Annotated in this window: 14 protein-coding genes; 4 read left to right on the top strand and 10 right to left on the bottom strand. The window is 45.0% G+C overall.

Annotation, left to right across the window (positions count from 1 at the left end):
* Positions 1 to 23: 23 nt before the first annotated feature.
* From lpxH to J4N42_RS05015, 3 genes are all read left to right on the top strand, one after another.
* Positions 24 to 755: a UDP-2,3-diacylglucosamine diphosphatase gene (gene lpxH, locus J4N42_RS05025; RefSeq protein ID WP_252030234.1), complete on the top strand. Its 732-nt coding sequence runs from the start codon at positions 24 to 26 to the stop codon at positions 753 to 755.
* Between the two features lie 72 nt (positions 756 to 827).
* Positions 828 to 2,042 carry an EAL and HDOD domain-containing protein gene (locus J4N42_RS05020; RefSeq protein WP_252030232.1) on the top strand — a complete coding sequence of 405 codons (1,215 nt, stop codon included), beginning with the start codon at positions 828 to 830 and terminating at the stop codon, positions 2,040 to 2,042.
* An 82-nt stretch (positions 2,043 to 2,124) separates the two neighbouring features.
* Complete coding sequence (locus J4N42_RS05015; protein ID WP_252030230.1) at positions 2,125 to 2,625, top strand: YchJ family protein; 501 nt, start codon at positions 2,125 to 2,127, stop codon at positions 2,623 to 2,625.
* A gap of 66 nt (positions 2,626 to 2,691) precedes the next feature.
* Here J4N42_RS05015 and serS read toward each other — a convergent pair whose 3' ends face one another.
* The 4 genes from serS to J4N42_RS04995 all read right to left on the bottom strand — a co-directional run bounded on the left by serS (position 2,692) and on the right by J4N42_RS04995 (position 6,969).
* Positions 2,692 to 3,999 (bottom strand): serine--tRNA ligase, encoded by a 1,308-nt coding sequence (gene serS, locus J4N42_RS05010; RefSeq protein WP_252030228.1) that lies wholly within the window; start codon positions 3,997 to 3,999, stop codon positions 2,692 to 2,694.
* 220 nt (positions 4,000 to 4,219) lie between these two features.
* The gene (locus tag J4N42_RS05005; protein WP_286036666.1) at positions 4,220 to 5,569 is read right to left on the bottom strand and encodes a replication-associated recombination protein A; all 1,350 of its coding nucleotides are present in this window, start codon (positions 5,567 to 5,569) and stop codon (positions 4,220 to 4,222) included.
* Positions 5,566 to 6,162: an outer membrane lipoprotein periplasmic chaperone LolA gene (lolA, locus tag J4N42_RS05000; RefSeq protein WP_252030224.1), complete on the bottom strand. Its 597-nt coding sequence runs from the start codon at positions 6,160 to 6,162 to the stop codon at positions 5,566 to 5,568. The genes J4N42_RS05005 and lolA overlap by 4 nt, the downstream gene beginning before the upstream one ends.
* A 192-nt stretch (positions 6,163 to 6,354) precedes the next feature.
* Positions 6,355 to 6,969: an SEC-C metal-binding domain-containing protein gene (locus J4N42_RS04995; RefSeq protein ID WP_252030223.1), complete on the bottom strand. Its 615-nt coding sequence runs from the start codon at positions 6,967 to 6,969 to the stop codon at positions 6,355 to 6,357.
* Between the two features lie 135 nt (positions 6,970 to 7,104).
* Between J4N42_RS04995 and dusC the strand changes: the two genes are divergently transcribed.
* Entirely contained in the window at positions 7,105 to 8,061 is a 957-nt protein-coding gene (gene dusC, locus J4N42_RS04990) for a tRNA dihydrouridine(16) synthase DusC (protein WP_252030221.1), read from the top strand.
* Here dusC and J4N42_RS04985 read toward each other — a convergent pair.
* The 6 genes from J4N42_RS04985 to cysB all read right to left on the bottom strand — a co-directional run bounded on the left by J4N42_RS04985 (position 8,058) and on the right by cysB (position 14,823).
* The gene (locus J4N42_RS04985; RefSeq protein WP_252030219.1) at positions 8,058 to 9,521 is read right to left on the bottom strand and encodes a GGDEF domain-containing protein; all 1,464 of its coding nucleotides are present in this window, start codon (positions 9,519 to 9,521) and stop codon (positions 8,058 to 8,060) included. The two genes, dusC and J4N42_RS04985, sit on opposite strands and share 4 nt — an antisense overlap.
* A gap of 137 nt (positions 9,522 to 9,658) precedes the next feature.
* Positions 9,659 to 10,453 carry an ABC transporter ATP-binding protein gene (locus tag J4N42_RS04980; protein ID WP_252030217.1) on the bottom strand — a complete coding sequence of 265 codons (795 nt, stop codon included), beginning with the start codon at positions 10,451 to 10,453 and terminating at the stop codon, positions 9,659 to 9,661.
* Positions 10,450 to 11,394 carry an ABC transporter permease gene (locus J4N42_RS04975; protein WP_252030215.1) on the bottom strand — a complete coding sequence of 315 codons (945 nt, stop codon included), beginning with the start codon at positions 11,392 to 11,394 and terminating at the stop codon, positions 10,450 to 10,452. The genes J4N42_RS04980 and J4N42_RS04975 overlap by 4 nt, the downstream gene beginning before the upstream one ends.
* A 61-nt stretch (positions 11,395 to 11,455) precedes the next feature.
* Positions 11,456 to 12,421 carry an ABC transporter substrate-binding protein gene (locus tag J4N42_RS04970; protein ID WP_252030213.1) on the bottom strand — a complete coding sequence of 322 codons (966 nt, stop codon included), beginning with the start codon at positions 12,419 to 12,421 and terminating at the stop codon, positions 11,456 to 11,458.
* A gap of 172 nt (positions 12,422 to 12,593) precedes the next feature.
* On the bottom strand, positions 12,594 to 13,793 hold the full coding sequence (locus J4N42_RS04965) for a methyltransferase (RefSeq protein WP_252030211.1): 1,200 nt from the start codon (positions 13,791 to 13,793) through the stop codon (positions 12,594 to 12,596).
* Between the two features lie 55 nt (positions 13,794 to 13,848).
* Positions 13,849 to 14,823: an HTH-type transcriptional regulator CysB gene (cysB, locus tag J4N42_RS04960; protein WP_252030209.1), complete on the bottom strand. Its 975-nt coding sequence runs from the start codon at positions 14,821 to 14,823 to the stop codon at positions 13,849 to 13,851.
* Positions 14,824 to 15,066 lie beyond the last annotated feature (243 nt).

The following is a 15,066-nucleotide window of genomic DNA, read 5'->3' as shown; positions in this document are numbered from 1 at the left end:
CTCTCTTTTTCCATCGACCTATTATGACTACACTATTCATTTCAGATCTTCACCTTACCCCTTCAGCTCCAGAAATTACGGAATGCTTTATTCGCTTTATGCGAGAAGAAGCTCCAAGTGCAGACGCGCTCTACGTCCTGGGTGACCTTTTCGAATTCTGGATAGGCGATGACGACCGTTCTGAATTTGCTCAGCAAATTAGACAAGAATTCAAAACCCTCACAGACTCCGGTGTACCCTGCTTTTTCACCCAGGGTAATAGAGACTTCTTAGTCGGAAAAAAGTTTGCCAAGCAAACGGGTGTGCAATTGCTAGGGGATGAAACTGTTATCGACCTCTATGGTACTAAAGCCGTTGTTTTACACGGTGATACCTTATGCACTCAAGATGTTAAGTACCTAGAGTATCGACAAAAAGTTCACATGCCGTGGTTACAATGGATTTTTAATCGCATTCCCTTTTTCATCAAAGAGAAAATTGTTGCAAAGGTCCAAACAGACATCAAAGAAGACAAACACACCAAGTCACTCGACATCATGGACGTCACCCAGAGCGAAGTCGAATCCGTGATGACTAAGCACCAAGTGAACCTTATGATTCACGGTCATACCCACCGACCAAATGTGCACTCTATCAATAGTGAAGACGGTGATAAGACTCGAATTGTTCTTGGTGATTGGTACACCCAAGGCTCGGTTTTAGTCTATGCTAAAGAGGGATTTGAGTTACAAACTCGCCCATTTCAATCGCAATAAGTCGGCCACTCACGTTGTTAGGCCTTACTATAAAATGGGTCTAACACGTAACAGGTATAAAAGAATTTAACATTGAAATATTCCTATATTGCACGGCAACCTATCCTAGACAGAGACAAAAAAACGATCGGTTACGAATTACTGTTTCGTGATGGGCCTAAAAACACATTTCCAGATATTGACCCTGATGAAGCCACCAGCAGGTTGTTATCTGATCATTTCCTATCGACTCATTACAGTACTCTTGGTGATAGCGTTGGGTTTGTAAATTTCCCCTACCAAAGCTTATTGAACCGTATCCCCACCCTGTTTCCTTCTGACAACTTGATAGTGGAAGTACTGGAGGACTGCGAGCCAACGGCAGAGTTACTTGAAGCTATCAAAGAAATGGCACAGGCCGGTTATAAGATAGCCTTAGACGATTTTATACCCTCCCCTGAATGGAAGGCTTTCTTGCCTTATGTTTCAATCATTAAATTCGATATTCGCCAAGTTTCCATCGATAAAGCGCAAGCTTTCATTCAAAAGCTAAGTGGAACAAAAATAGAGTTTTTAGCAGAAAAGGTGGAAACGTATCAGGAATTTAATCAAGCTAAAGACGCTGGCTTTCACTACTTTCAGGGCTATTTCTTCAGTAAACCCGAAATCATCCAGAGGAAAGCTCTTGAACCCTCATTTCTAACCGTTATTCAGTTGTGTAAAGAAGTCGCCCGTGAAGACATGGACTATCGCGCTATTGAAGAACTCGTCGCACAAGATGTCTCTTTATCCTATAAGTTATTAACGTTCGTCAACTCGTCTGCCCACGTGAGTACACAAATACAGTCGTTCAAGCAGGCTTTAGTTTACCTAGGCGAGCAAAAGCTAAGAAAGTTCATTTCTTTAGTTGCCATCGCTTCTACTCAAGAAGCCAAGCCAGACTACCTATATGGCCTTTCGATTCAACGTGCTCGCTATTGTGAGTTGATTTGTGCACGTTGCGACAGTCATATAGAAGAAGGCTCAGCATTCTTAGCGGGTATGTTCTCGCTACTCGACAGCTTGCTTGATAGGCCTCTAGAATCTCTTGTAGAAGAAATGCCTATCGATGAAGCGGTAAAAAGCGCGCTTACTAGTGGTGAAGGATTGCTTGGAGATATTCTGTTTTTGACCCGTGCATACGAGAGAGCTGATTGGGAAAGTGTCGCTTCAGTCAATCAACGCCTAAAGCTTAGTGATGATACATTGAAAGAGTGTTACGACGACGCGGTACGCTGGACGGCTGAGTTACTATCTGTGGTGTATTAAGCCTCCACTAGAGCTCTCCCCATTTACAACAACTTACGTAGCCTCTACACTTGCCGCATTGAATCTTTGAGTACCTAAGTTTATGAACAAGTGCGCATGTAACAGCGGCAAAAACTACCAAGATTGCTGCCAACCCATTCATACCAATCACGCGAATGCTGCAACACCAGAGCAGTTGATGAGATCTCGCTACTGTGCCCATGTTCATGGCTTAGTTGATTTTGTCGTCGCAACCTACCACCCAAGCTGCCATGCCGAAGAACAAAAGGAAGATATTACTCAATCTATCGACAGTGATTGGAAAGGCTTAGAAGTCACTCGCGTAGAACCTGGCTCTCATTCAGACGAAGGGTACGTGACATTTAAAGCTTACTTTGCAGACGCTGGTAAAGAATACTGCCTAGAAGAACGTTCGCGCTTTGTAAGAGAGAATGGCTTGTGGTTCTATATCGATGGGACTTTCCCAGAAGAACCACCACAGCCAGACGTAAGACTACAGCAGCCGGTTAGCTCCTTGAAAGTTGGGCGCAACGACCCTTGTATTTGTGGCAGCGGGAAAAAGTTTAAAAAGTGCTGTGGCTAATGGCCCAATCATTACAACAAAAAAACCGACTCAATTGAGTCGGTTTTTCTTTAGTGGTTATGGCAGCTAGCCAATGTGCGTAGCACCACCCATGTACTTTTGCAGCACCGTAGGGATTGCAATACGGCCGTCTGCTTCTTGATTATTTTCTAGGATAGCAACCATGGTACGACCTACTGCTAGACCTGAACCGTTTAGTGTGTGCACTAGCTCTGGCTTCTTCTCGCCCTTACGACGGAAACGCGCTTGCATACGACGAGCTTGGAAGTCCCACATGTTTGAGCAAGATGAGATCTCACGGTAAGTCTCTTGAGCTGGAACCCAAACTTCTAGGTCGTAAGTCTTACGCGCGCCGAAGCCCATGTCACCCGTACATAGAACCACTTTACGGTAAGGAAGCTCTAGAAGTTGCAGAACTTTCTCAGCGTGACCAGTTAGCTCTTCAAGTGCATCCATTGAATCTTCTGGTTTAGTGATTTGTACTAGCTCAACTTTGTCGAACTGGTGCATACGAATCAGACCACGAGTATCGCGACCGTAAGAGCCCGCTTCAGAACGGAAACATGGCGTATGCGCCGTCATCTTCAATGGCAAGTCTGCTTCATCAGAAATAGTGTCACGAACCATGTTTGTTACAGGTACTTCAGCTGTTGGAATCAGAGACAGTTTACGTGGTTCTTCATCGTTCACTTTTTCTTCTAGTGGCTCAGTGTGGAACAAGTCCTTACCAAATTTAGGTAGCTGACCAGTACCAAATAGGCTGTCTGAGTTTACTAGGTAAGGCACGTACATCTCAGTGTAGCCATGCTCATCTGTGTGAAGATCCAGCATAAACTGAGCGATTGCACGGTGTAGACGCGCAAACTGGCCTTTCATCACGATAAAGCGAGCACCAGTGATTTTTGTCGCGCTCGCGAAATCTAGGCCACCGCCCAACTCACCAAGATCAACGTGATCTTTCAGCTCGAAATCGTAAGCTTTTGGCTCACCCCAACGAGAAATCTCAACGTTGTCGTCTTCATCTTTACCTTGTGGAACGTCATCAGCAGGCAGGTTTGGAACAGATAGCGTGATCTCTTCCAGTTGTGCCATTACTGCATCAAGTTCAACCTTTTTAGCATCAAGATCGCTACCTAGAGTACCGATTTGTTTCTTGATCTCTTCAGCACCTTCTTTATCACCAGCTGCCATTTTTTGGCCGATCTGCTTAGAGATGGAGTTACGAGTGGATTGTAAATTTTCAACTTCGACTTGAATCGACTTACGTTGCTCTTCAAGTGTACGGATTGTCTCTACGTCTAGCTTAAAGCCACGACGTGCTAGTTTTGCAGCTGTTTCATCCAGCTCTGTACGAAGTAATTTAGAATCCAGCATTGTTAATCCTATGCTTTTTTAGTAGTGAAATCGCGCTTGAGCATCTTGTTCAAGCGCCAAAAAATATTTCCCAAAATAGTTGGAGTTGCAGCGCGGCAACAAACCAATTCAGCCCTATGAGCATAGGTGTTCTATGTGATTAGGATGAATTGGTGCAGTTAACAAAGCTGCGGCTTCAAGTATGAAGGGACAATTGGATAAATGTATCTAAAATGCGCGCTTATTCATAGCGCTTTTGTGGGCTTTTTGCGTCTAAATTAGCCAAGTAATCTAACTTTTCGCCAATTTTGGTTTCTAAGCCCCGATTTGTTGGCTGATAGTAACGCGTTCCTACCATTTCAGGAGGAAGATACTTCTCACCCGCGGCGAATGCGCCGGGCTCGTCATGGGCATATCTGTACTCTGCACCATAGCCCATGTCTTTCATTAAGTTGGTTGGCGCATTTCTGAGATGATGAGGAACTTCATACTCGGGCTGGTTATGCGCATCGCGTAAAGCTTGCTTCCAAGCGGTATACACTGCATTGCTTTTCGGTGCACATGCTAAATACACAATGGCTTGAGCAATCGCGCGCTCCCCTTCTGCTGGCCCCACGCGTGTGAAACAATCCCATGCTGACAAGGCGACTTGCATTGCTCTTGGGTCAGCATTACCAATATCTTCTGAAGCGATAGCTAATAGGCGACGAGCAATATATAACGGATCACACCCCGCCGCGATCATTCTCGCCGACCAGTACAAAGCGCCATCTGGGTTTGAGCCTCGAATCGATTTATGCACGGCTGAAATTAGGTCGTACCAAATGTCACCTTTGTTATCAAAACGAGCCACTTTTTCACCGGCCACCTCAGCAAGCAGTTTCAGTGTGATCTGCTTGACCCCTTGCTCTTCCTCAGCCATATCGAACAGCAATTCAAGGTAGTTAAGCGACATACGCGCATCGCCATTCACCAGTTCAGCTAATCTTTCCAATACATTGTCGTGATACGTCGCTTTTTGCCCCCCAAGGCCGCGCTTCTCATCGCCTAACGCTTGTTGGACAGCCAGCATGATTTCGTCTTTGGTTAGCGAGGTTAGCTTATAAACCCTTGCTCTAGAGAGTAGAGCGTTGTTCAGTTCGAAAGAGGGGTTTTCTGTTGTTGCGCCAATAAAAGTAACAGTGCCGTCTTCTATATGGGGTAAGAACGCATCTTGCTGAGACTTATTGAAACGATGCACCTCGTCTACAAACAGAATAGTTCGCTTACCTGCCATTTTGTTCTCACGTGCTTTCTCAATCGCCGCTCGAATTTCTTTGACGCCTGAAGTCACTGCTGAAACACGCTCAACCTCTGCGTTGGCGTAATTAGCAGCCACCTCCGCTAGGGTTGTCTTGCCGGTACCCGGCGGCCCCCACAGAATCATTGAGTGGATATGTCCGGCCTCTAAAGCTCTGCGTAGCGGCTTACCTGGCGCTAAAATATGTTGCTGCCCAATATACTGTTCGACCGTTTCTGGCCTCATACGAGCAGCAAGGGGACGAAAATCTTCGTCCCCTGCAAAATCTAAACTGTAATTACTCAATCTCAGTTCCTTTGGTCATCTACCTCTACGCCATCGGGGATAATGAAGGTGAAACGCTCATCATTTGGCTTACCTACTTTAACATTTTGGAAGGTAAACAGTCCGCGCTGTCCGTCTTGCTCTATAACATTAAAGCCTTTTACAACGCCCTTTGCATTGATATCAATTTGAAACTGGCCTTGATTAGAGTCTACAGCCGTCGGTATTAGAGTGAAACGATCGCCTTGTTGCGAAACTTTATAGTTATCCCAATCGCTTGCTCGATTGCGTGTCAAAAGCACGAATGGCGTTTGCTCCGTAGCTTGCTCCTGCCAAAAGATGCTGACTTGCTCAATGAATGGGCTGTAATACCAGAGTGTTTTGCCATCAGAAACGAGTACGTTTTCATCAGGAAGTGATGTTGTCCAACGGAACAAGCTCGGACGTGCAATTTCCACTGTCCCCTCCCCTTCCATCACTGTTTCACCGTCTGGGCTCACAACTTTTTGCGAAAAATCGGCACTGAAACCTTCGTTGAGTGCTAAACGGCTGCTCAATTCGTCTTTAGGTGCAGCGATTACCGAGAAACTCAAACAGAGTAGTACTAACAACTTTTTCATTCGTATGGCTCCTAGAGGCCTAAAATTTATGACAATACAAACTTAATATGATGGCGGTTATCGAAAACTCCACCTTTATTGAAATTTCTATTCTACTTAGAAACTAAATTGAGATTGACCGAGTTTAGTCAGACATTGGTGGGGATATTCACCGTCTTTCATTTAGTACAAGAAAAGTTAAAAAAGTTCGACCTATTTTCCGCAGCACTGTTTAAACTTCTTACCACTTTCGCAAGGACACGGATCGTTACGGCCAATGTTTTTAAAGGGATTCACACTTTGGCTCTTCGCTCCCACCATCGCTTCATCAGCGGCTAAAGCCACTTCCGCAATCATTAGGTCAACTTGTTCAATCAAGCTGTCTAAGCTTGGCGGCGTATCAATGCCAGCTTGTTTCATTTGTAGCTGAGTTTGCTCTTCATCGATGGCTAGCATAAATGTGGTTAATAACGCATGTAACATACGCAATGTACCGTCACCTACTTGAGCCTGTTGCCATTGTTCTTCAATAGTAGGCCAAACTGTCATAAAACCTTCAGCAAAGTCGGCAAGGTCAGTTTTCAACTCTTCTTGATTGAGCAATGTGGTCAGTTGGTATTCACTACGTTTTAGTAAACTGTATTGCTTGTTAATCTGTTCAACCACCAGCGGTTTTGCTGAGTCTGAGTTTTCATTGATAACAGTTGGCAGCCAACTTTCTGGCTGAAGTGGCTTTGTTGCAAAGTTGGCAGCGAGAATAGCGCCTTCGATAAAAGTAGCCGACTCTTCAACGGCGATGTTTTCAAGCGAAATAAAATGGTAGGTCATATTTGGTATGCATTAATCTAAATCTAACGTCATTATACCGCTAGTGACCGCATAACGTTAGTGTCGATTATATCGTTAGTGACATTCCAATACGAAGCCTCTACAATCTCGCCTCCAACGATAGAGGCACCAATCATGCGCGTAATACTAGGCCCGATGGAGGGCGTATTAGACCACTTAATGAGAGAAATTCTTACCGAGATCAATCAATACGATCTTTGTGTCACTGAATTTGTTCGAGTGGTAGACCAACTCCTACCTGACCATGTGTTTCATCGTTTATGTCCTGAGCTCGCGCAAGGTTCGCAAACTAAATCTGGTGTGCCTGTTCATATTCAGTTACTGGGACAAGACCCTCACTGGATGGCAGAAAACGCCGTCCGTGCTGCAGGGCTAGGTGCGAAGGGGATAGACATCAACTTTGGCTGCCCAGCTAAACTAGTGAATAAAAGTAAAGGTGGCGCAGCCTTACTACAACATCCAGAACTCATTTACCAAGTCGTGAAAGCCTGTCGTGATGCTGTGCCAACCAACGTGCCAGTCAGTGCTAAAATCCGCTTAGGTTGGGAAAACCCTGAGGACTGCTTCGAGATTGTTAGTGCCATAGAAAGCGCTGGGGCAGATGAGCTCACTGTGCATGCCAGAACCAAAACTGGAGGCTACAAAGCAAGTGAAATCAAATGGGAATACATCGATAAAATTCGCCAAAAAACCAGCTTACCTTTGATTGCCAATGGTGAGATATGGGATCACCAAGATGCTCTCGCCTGTATTGAAACCACTGGTGTTGACTCTTTGATGGTTTGCCGAGGCGCATTTAATGTTCCTAACCTAGGAAACGTGGTGAAGTTTAACCACGCAAAAATGCCATGGTCAGACGTTGTTGATCTTCTGTTGCTGTACTCTCAGTACGAGATGAAAGGTGACAAAGGCCTTTACTACCCTAACCGCGTAAAACAATGGTTTTCCTATTTAAGGCAGGAATATCCCGAGGCCAAACAGCTTTTCCAAGAAATTCGAACTTTCAATAAAGCGGCACCAATCGTGGAACATATTGAAAGTTATAAAAAAGATAGAGAGCTAACGGACTAGAACACCACCTTGTTCTTTCCTGTGGTTTTGGCCTGATACAGCTTTTCATCAGCCGCTTTAAATAGTGTGTCAAAGTCGTGCTCTTGATCAGTCGCCACGACTTCTACCCCAACCGAAACGGTAAACCCGCCTTCTACAGCCTCGTGCGATTGGGCGGAAATTGCCGTTTTGACGCGTTCAATCGTTTCGCACATTCTGTCTTTATCTTGACCACGCAAGTAGAGCACAAACTCCTCGCCGCCAAAGCGAGCAACCGCGTCAGTTTGGCGAATATTGCTTTCTATTTTATCTGCCATATAGCAAATGACCGCGTCACCAACATCATGCCCATAGGTATCATTGACCTTTTTGAAATCATCAATATCTAATACGGCTAACGCAATGTAATCACCAAGTGTGGTGTTCTTCAAAAAGATCTCCATCCCGCGACGATTTAATAACCCTGTCATTGGATCTTTTTCAGCAAGTTCTTTCAGATAACGCTTTTCTACATGGCTATTGACGTAAAAAAGAATCACAACCGATAACACATAGATGATAATGATCGTAGCGATACTGTATTTTTCGAACACGAAAAAGTTTTTCACTTCCTTTAACATGTCGAGTTCGTAATACAACACATGGTGGAATACTACTCCATCCATTTTGAGTGGAACTATGCGCACTGCATCGCTTGGGATTGGAGTAACCTTTGTTTGAATGAGACGGATATCGCTTGGAAGAGCACTGCCACTATCCAGCAGCATGTCAGCATCTACATCTAGTGAGAGCATCCCTTGGTGCTCGCCACGACCAAACACTGGCATTGTCATTGTGATGATAGGTTGATCTAGTAAAAACATTTTCGCCGGACCGGATACTGTGATTTTCTCTTTATTGGTTGCGGTAATTTGCCAATAAGGGCGAGCTTTTAACGTAGATAACAGCTCTTTGGTAATACTTTCTGCAATGGTCTCTGGTGATGACATGACATAGCTTTCTCTATCGATGTAGTGCACACCGTATAAGTAATCGTCTAAATCGTGCAAAAAAGATAACACAGGGGCTAAAGAAACCTGTGAAGAAGCTCGCTCATAAAGCGGGCTCCCTGCCAAACAAAGAGACTTATCTCCCACCAACATATAATCAATGTCAACAGCTGGAATGCTGAGGTTTTTCCCTTCAGCGAGTAGCAGTACGTCTATGGGCCACATCTGACATAGTTCATCATCGATTACCCGACTGTTATGCTCGAGTAGAAGTGGGGTTTTAGATTGGTAAGAGTTGGTAAAACTGTAGTCCAATGCAGTGATCACTTTAGTCGCCCGCTCTAGCGAATCGGTTATACGCTCATACTCACTGCTAATATCGCGATTCACTGAGTCATAATAATTCTTAGCGGTCAGTGCCAAAATCAATATAGACGCGATGAGTGGTGTCAGTAGTACAAAGCCAAGACTAAAGTGTCGTTTCGCTTTCATTAAATCTAGTTACCTCAAGAGCCGGAAAATAAAAAGCCCATCAAAAGCTTAATACATTTGACGGGCTTAATACACTTTGTGAATGCATTTAGGCAATAAAATCACATACTTGATTTCATCAAACCTAACGACACTGGTTAATTAAGAAGCAAACTATCATCGGCAAGCTCTTCACCTCTTACCTTAGTAAACATCTCTAGTAAGTCTGGTACTGTCATGTTAGCTCGCTGCTTACCAGCCACATCTAACACTATTTCTCCTTGATGCAGCATTACCGTTCTATCACCGCACGCTAGTGCATCTTTCATCGAGTGCGTAACCATCATCACTGTCAGGTTAAATTCACTGACAATGGTTTTAGTTAGATCGATAATAAACGCGGCCATTCTCGGATCCAGTGCAGCAGTATGCTCATCAAGCAACAAGAGTTTGCTGTCGGATAAGGTTGCCATAACCAAACTTACCGCTTGTCTTTGCCCCCCTGAAAGTAAACCGATGTTATCTCCCAAACGATCTTCTAACCCTAGTCCGAGAATACTGATCCGCTCTTGGAACAACTTACGTCTTTTAGAAGAAAGCGATAGGCTCCAGCCTCGTCGCTTACCTCGCATGTAAGCTAGGGCCATATTCTCTTCGATGGTTAAGTCACCACAAGTCCCGGCTAACGGGTCTTGGAACACCCTTGCGCACTGATTAGCCCTTTGATCGACCATTCGGCTTGTCACATCTAGTTCATCAATAATGACTCTGCCTCCGGCCATAGGCGTTTCGCCAGTCACAGCACCAAGTAATGTCGACTTTCCTGCACCATTTGAACCAATCACGGTTAAAAATTCATGCTCAGGAACCTCCAACGAAACTCCCTTAAGTGCTCGATTCTCCAGAATCGTACCTGGGTTAAAGGTCACTTCAATATCTTCAAGCCGAATCATACCGCTTCTCCTGACTCTTTACCCTGCTTAGTCGACGAGCCTTTAGCAGCAGGGCTATTGGCCTTTTTTGCTTTGAGGTTCCCTTTAATTTTCGGGGCAATGAGGGCTATTGCGACCAGAACGGCCGTGACTAGGTTCAAGTCGGATGCTTGTAAGCCAAACATACCGGTACTCAATGCGAATGCAACGGCTAATCGGTACAACACCGAACCCACAATAACAGCAGTCACCGCCACCCAAATTTTCCGCCCTGGAATAAGCGTTTGGCCTAGAATCACCGCAGCTAGACCGACAACAATAGTACCAACCCCGGATGTCACATCTGCAAAGCTATTTGTTTGTGCAAACAGTGCACCTGCAAAGCCGACAAAGCCGTTGGACAAAGCCAAACCAAAGTATGTATAGAATGCAGTACTTCCACCTTGTGCGGAGACCATTCGCGCGTTCACACCTGTCGCTCTTAGCCCGAGTCCAAAATCGCTGTTAAGCAAGCGAACGATAAACCATGCTGAAATCAGAACCAGTATCCCGACCACTAGTGGGCGGATATACATCGCATCCCCCATTGCTTCAAATGGTGTCAGTATCGTTTCCTCTCCCAATAGCGCCATATTGGGGCGCCCCATGATTCGAATATTGATGGAAAACGCAGCAATCATGGTGAGAATAGAAGCGAGCAAGTGCAAAATCCCACACCTTACTGCTAAGAATGCGGTTACCCAACCGGTAGCGGCCCCAGCAAGGATTGCCATTCCGGTCGCCAACCACGGGTTAATCCCAGCGACAATGGCTGTCGCTGCAACCGCAGCCCCCATAGGGAAGCTGCCATCGACGCTTAAATCAGGAAAGTCCAGTACTCGAAAAGTCAGATAAACTCCAAGCGCGACGAGCCCGTACAATAAACCAATTTCCAGTGCACCAAAAAATGCAAAAGCAGACATAACTACTCCTTTTCTGCTCGGAAAAAAGCTAGCAAGAATCTTGCTGGCTGTGCTTGAGTTATTACTTAACGCTTGTAGCGCGGTCTAATACAGATTGCGGAATCGTCACACCAAGTTTGTCAGCAGCACCGGAATTCACTACTAAGTCAGAACCCTTAGCAACTTTCACATCTAACTCACCAGGCTGTTTGCCCTCAATAATTGCAGCTACATAATCCGCAGTTTGAACACCAACTTGGTAGTAATCGAAACCAAGGCCTGCGATCGCTCCTTTCTCTACATAAGAAGTCGCACCTGCTAAAACAGGGGTTTTCGCTTGGTTAGCGGCAACAATCATACCTTCAATCGCGCTCGCGACCGTATTGTCAGTCGGCGCATAAATCACGTCCGACTTCGCTGCAATCGCTTGAGTCGCAGACTGTACATCAGCACTTTTAAGAGCCGTTGCCTCAACAACCTCGATACCTTGCGCTTTTGCACTTTCTTTGAGTAGCTCGACAAGTGTTACCGCGTTGGCCTCTCCTGGGTTGTATACCACACCTATCGACTTAACGTTTGGCAGGATTTCCTTGATCAATTCCACATGTTGGCTCACCGGAGATAAGTCGGATAAGCCTGTTACGTTTTTACCCGGCTGTTCCATTTTTTTGACTAGCTTTGCGCCAACTGGGTCGGTTACAGCCGTAAACACAACTGGAATAGAACGAGTTGCGGAAACCAAAGCTTGAGCTGTTGGGGTTGCAATACCCACTAATACATCTGGGTTCTCACCAACAAATTGGCGCGCAATTTGTACCGCGATCGCTGGATTCCCCTGTGCTGTTTTATAATCGAACTCTAAGTTTTTTCCTTGTTCATAACCTTTTGCTTTTAGCCCATCCAATAACCCTTGGCGAGCGGCGTCCAAGGCAGGGTGTTCAACAATCTGAGAGACAGCAACTTTTGCCGTTTTGGCCATGATACTTGTAGAAGAGAGTAATGCAGCGCCCGCTAGAACAGCGGTCGCAATGACTTTGCCTGCTTTCATCTTAACTCCTTGATATAAGCAACGGTGATGCGAATGTTGTGTTATTTTCAGCTGTGCACTTTGTGTACACATAGCACCATTATTACCAGCTACTTAGAACTAAGGGAAGAAAGTTTTAACATTTAAGCAACAAAAAGAGAGTTCGGTTGCTTGACTAAAAAATGAGCTTCGACTATCTCTCTGCATGGATGAGCAAATTCCTTGGTGAAGCACTTCGCGAGCAAAACTCATGAATCGATGCGCGATAACCATGCTCTTCCAAATAAAGTATTTTATCCAGCGCAAGCCAGAGTTCGATCAAACGACGGAATGGCTGCTGGATGAGGCTTAACCTCTCCATTCGCCAGAAGCGTTCGTCTCCCAACTTCAGATACTTGTCTAGCGGGAAAGTATCCGAGTAATTGAACCCTTTTTGCTCAAATGCCCATAGAGCAAATGCCTCAAACCCATCGGAAAGCAAAGATTTCTTGATACTTGGGATTGGAACATACTCGTTTTTACCAAGTTCAATACGAAGCAAATAATCTAACCCCAAGCGATAAGTCATTTCCATTTGACGATGTCTTTTCACTCGCTCACCACCTGTCACGGTTTCCTGTAAGGGGATACGCAGTTCAGATTTGTTTAGCCCCAATGAAGAGCCTTTTGCGGGTAATGATAACGCCTGGTAGCTATCATGTTTAATCAGGTGGTAGCAACAAGGAGAGAATGTCACAGCCGGAAGAGCGGCTGCCACCGCTCTTTGCAGTAAAGTAACATGCAGATCACCGCAGGCATGAAGTGCCACTGCATGCTGTTTGTCGTTAAACACGGCAGCAGAGTCAGAGCAAAACGCGTCGCCTTGGACAAACTCCATCGGTAACTCAAGTCTGTTTGCTTCGGATTGGCCAGAATCACACAGCGCTTGCTGATATTCAAAACTGGTCACTTTTTGATTTGATTGCCCTGCTAATATCCGGCCCAGAAAGCCCTTCCCAGAGCACCACTCTAACCATTCTTCTCCCACATGGCGCTCCAAAACTGCGCTTCCCATAGCAACAATTTGGTCCAACTTCCTACCAGGAACCCCCTCGGACACGCCGCGCGGTAATTCAAGCTCAGAGCTATTGAGGCTCAGAACTTGAGTATCGACAATGGTTTCAGCAAGGGAAGGAATGTACTGAGAAATAGATTGCGTAACTAATTCTGGAGATTCTTTTAGCTCACAAATCTCTTGATTTGACAGGGAAAACAACCATCGTCCTAATGAATTGTTAGCGGTAAGCTCACAGTCAGCATAGCTCAGATGAAATGGTTCAAAACGCCAAAACTCTTGGGTCTGATTTAGAAAGGTATCGAGAGTGTTAAATAGAGTGAGATATTGAGACGACATGCTTCCCCCTTGCATTGCTCTATTTTAGGGGGAAGCAGTAAGATTAGAAAGGAATTTAGCGGACTGGAAGTTCGATGTCTTTGAACATTTCTTCAATTTCCGCATTGGATTTCAAGGAAATAGCTTGTTCTACAACCGGTCTTGTCAGATGAGGTGCAAAGCGCTCCATAAAATCGTACATGTATGAGCGTAAGAATGTGCCTCGGCGGAACCCTATACTGGTGGTACTCGCTCCAAAGATATGGCTTGCATCGATAGCAACAAGGTCTGAATCTTGTCCTTCGTCAATCGCCATACTTGCGATCACACCAACACCAATCCCCATACGGACATAAGTTTTGATTACATCAGCATCCGTTGCTGTAAATACTACTCTAGGCGTAAGCCCTACTTTGTTGAAAGCCGTATCCAATTCTGAGCGACCAGTAAAGCCAAACACATAAGTCACCAATGAATACGCGGCTAGATCCTGAATCGAAACATGAGATTTCTGCGCCAATGGGTGATCTTTTGTCACCACGATAGAACGATTCCAGTGATAGCATGGCAACATAATTGCGTCTTGATACAAATGCAGAGCTTCAGTCGCAATCGCAAAGTTAGCCGTACCTTTAGCGATCGCCTCAGACATTTGGCTTGGTGTGCCTTGGTGCATGTGCAATGAAACTTTCGGATATCGGCTAGTGAAGCCTTTAATTACGTCAGGTAGAGCATAACGAGCTTGAGTGTGAGTGGTCGAAATATTCAGCGTCCCCATTTCAGGATGAGTGTGCTCTCCAGCCACCGCTTTGATGCTCTCTACGCGAGCCAAAATTTCCTGCGAGATGCGAATTATGTCTTCGCCTGCTGAAGTTACCTGAGTAAGATGCTTTCCGCTTCTTTCAAAGATCTCGATACCGAGCTCATCTTCCAAAAGACGAACCTGCTTACTTATCCCAGGTTGAGAGGTATACAGGCTCTCTGCAGTAGCAGAAACATTCAGATTATGATTTACCACTTCGACAATATATTTCAGCTGCTGTAGCTTCATTTTGACCTCGTAATCCCTTATCGACGTTCAAGACGGTTAGAATGGTTTATAATTATTAGTTATAACGTTATTCCAAACAAAATGGTAGAAAAAGTCAGTGTTATCCGCGAGGAATCAAAGATAAACAGCTTTTAGGACCGCATATTTTGCAACCCATAGCTCATATTGCTGTGCTAATTCGAACTTTTGGTTAATAATCAAAAGGCAACAAGGAATAATAAAGTACGCAAATTATTGATGCAG

The sequence above is a fragment of the Vibrio sp. SCSIO 43135 genome (assembly GCF_023716665.1).
Lineage (GTDB): Bacteria > Pseudomonadota > Gammaproteobacteria > Enterobacterales > Vibrionaceae > Vibrio > Vibrio paucivorans.
This window is presented reverse-complemented; position numbering and strand designations above follow the sequence as displayed.

Excerpts from the sequence above, each read along its gene's own strand:
- J4N42_RS04965 (WP_252030211.1), bottom strand. The coding sequence starts at position 13,793 with ATGTCGTCTCAATATCTCACTCTATTTAACACTCTCGATACCTTTCTA.
- lpxH (WP_252030234.1), top strand. The coding sequence starts at position 24 with ATGACTACACTATTCATTTCAGATCTTCACCTTACCCCTTCAGCTCCA.
- J4N42_RS04980 (WP_252030217.1), bottom strand. The coding sequence starts at position 10,453 with ATGATTCGGCTTGAAGATATTGAAGTGACCTTTAACCCAGGTACGATT.
- J4N42_RS04975 (WP_252030215.1), bottom strand. The coding sequence starts at position 11,394 with ATGTCTGCTTTTGCATTTTTTGGTGCACTGGAAATTGGTTTATTGTAC.
- dusC (WP_252030221.1), top strand. The coding sequence starts at position 7,105 with ATGCGCGTAATACTAGGCCCGATGGAGGGCGTATTAGACCACTTAATG.
- lolA (WP_252030224.1), bottom strand. The coding sequence starts at position 6,162 with ATGAAAAAGTTGTTAGTACTACTCTGTTTGAGTTTCTCGGTAATCGCT.
- J4N42_RS05015 (WP_252030230.1), top strand. The coding sequence starts at position 2,125 with ATGAACAAGTGCGCATGTAACAGCGGCAAAAACTACCAAGATTGCTGC.
- J4N42_RS04995 (WP_252030223.1), bottom strand. The coding sequence starts at position 6,969 with ATGACCTACCATTTTATTTCGCTTGAAAACATCGCCGTTGAAGAGTCG.
- cysB (WP_252030209.1), bottom strand. The coding sequence starts at position 14,823 with ATGAAGCTACAGCAGCTGAAATATATTGTCGAAGTGGTAAATCATAAT.
- J4N42_RS04985 (WP_252030219.1), bottom strand. The coding sequence starts at position 9,521 with ATGAAAGCGAAACGACACTTTAGTCTTGGCTTTGTACTACTGACACCA.
- J4N42_RS04970 (WP_252030213.1), bottom strand. The coding sequence starts at position 12,421 with ATGAAAGCAGGCAAAGTCATTGCGACCGCTGTTCTAGCGGGCGCTGCA.
- serS (WP_252030228.1), bottom strand. The coding sequence starts at position 3,999 with ATGCTGGATTCTAAATTACTTCGTACAGAGCTGGATGAAACAGCTGCA.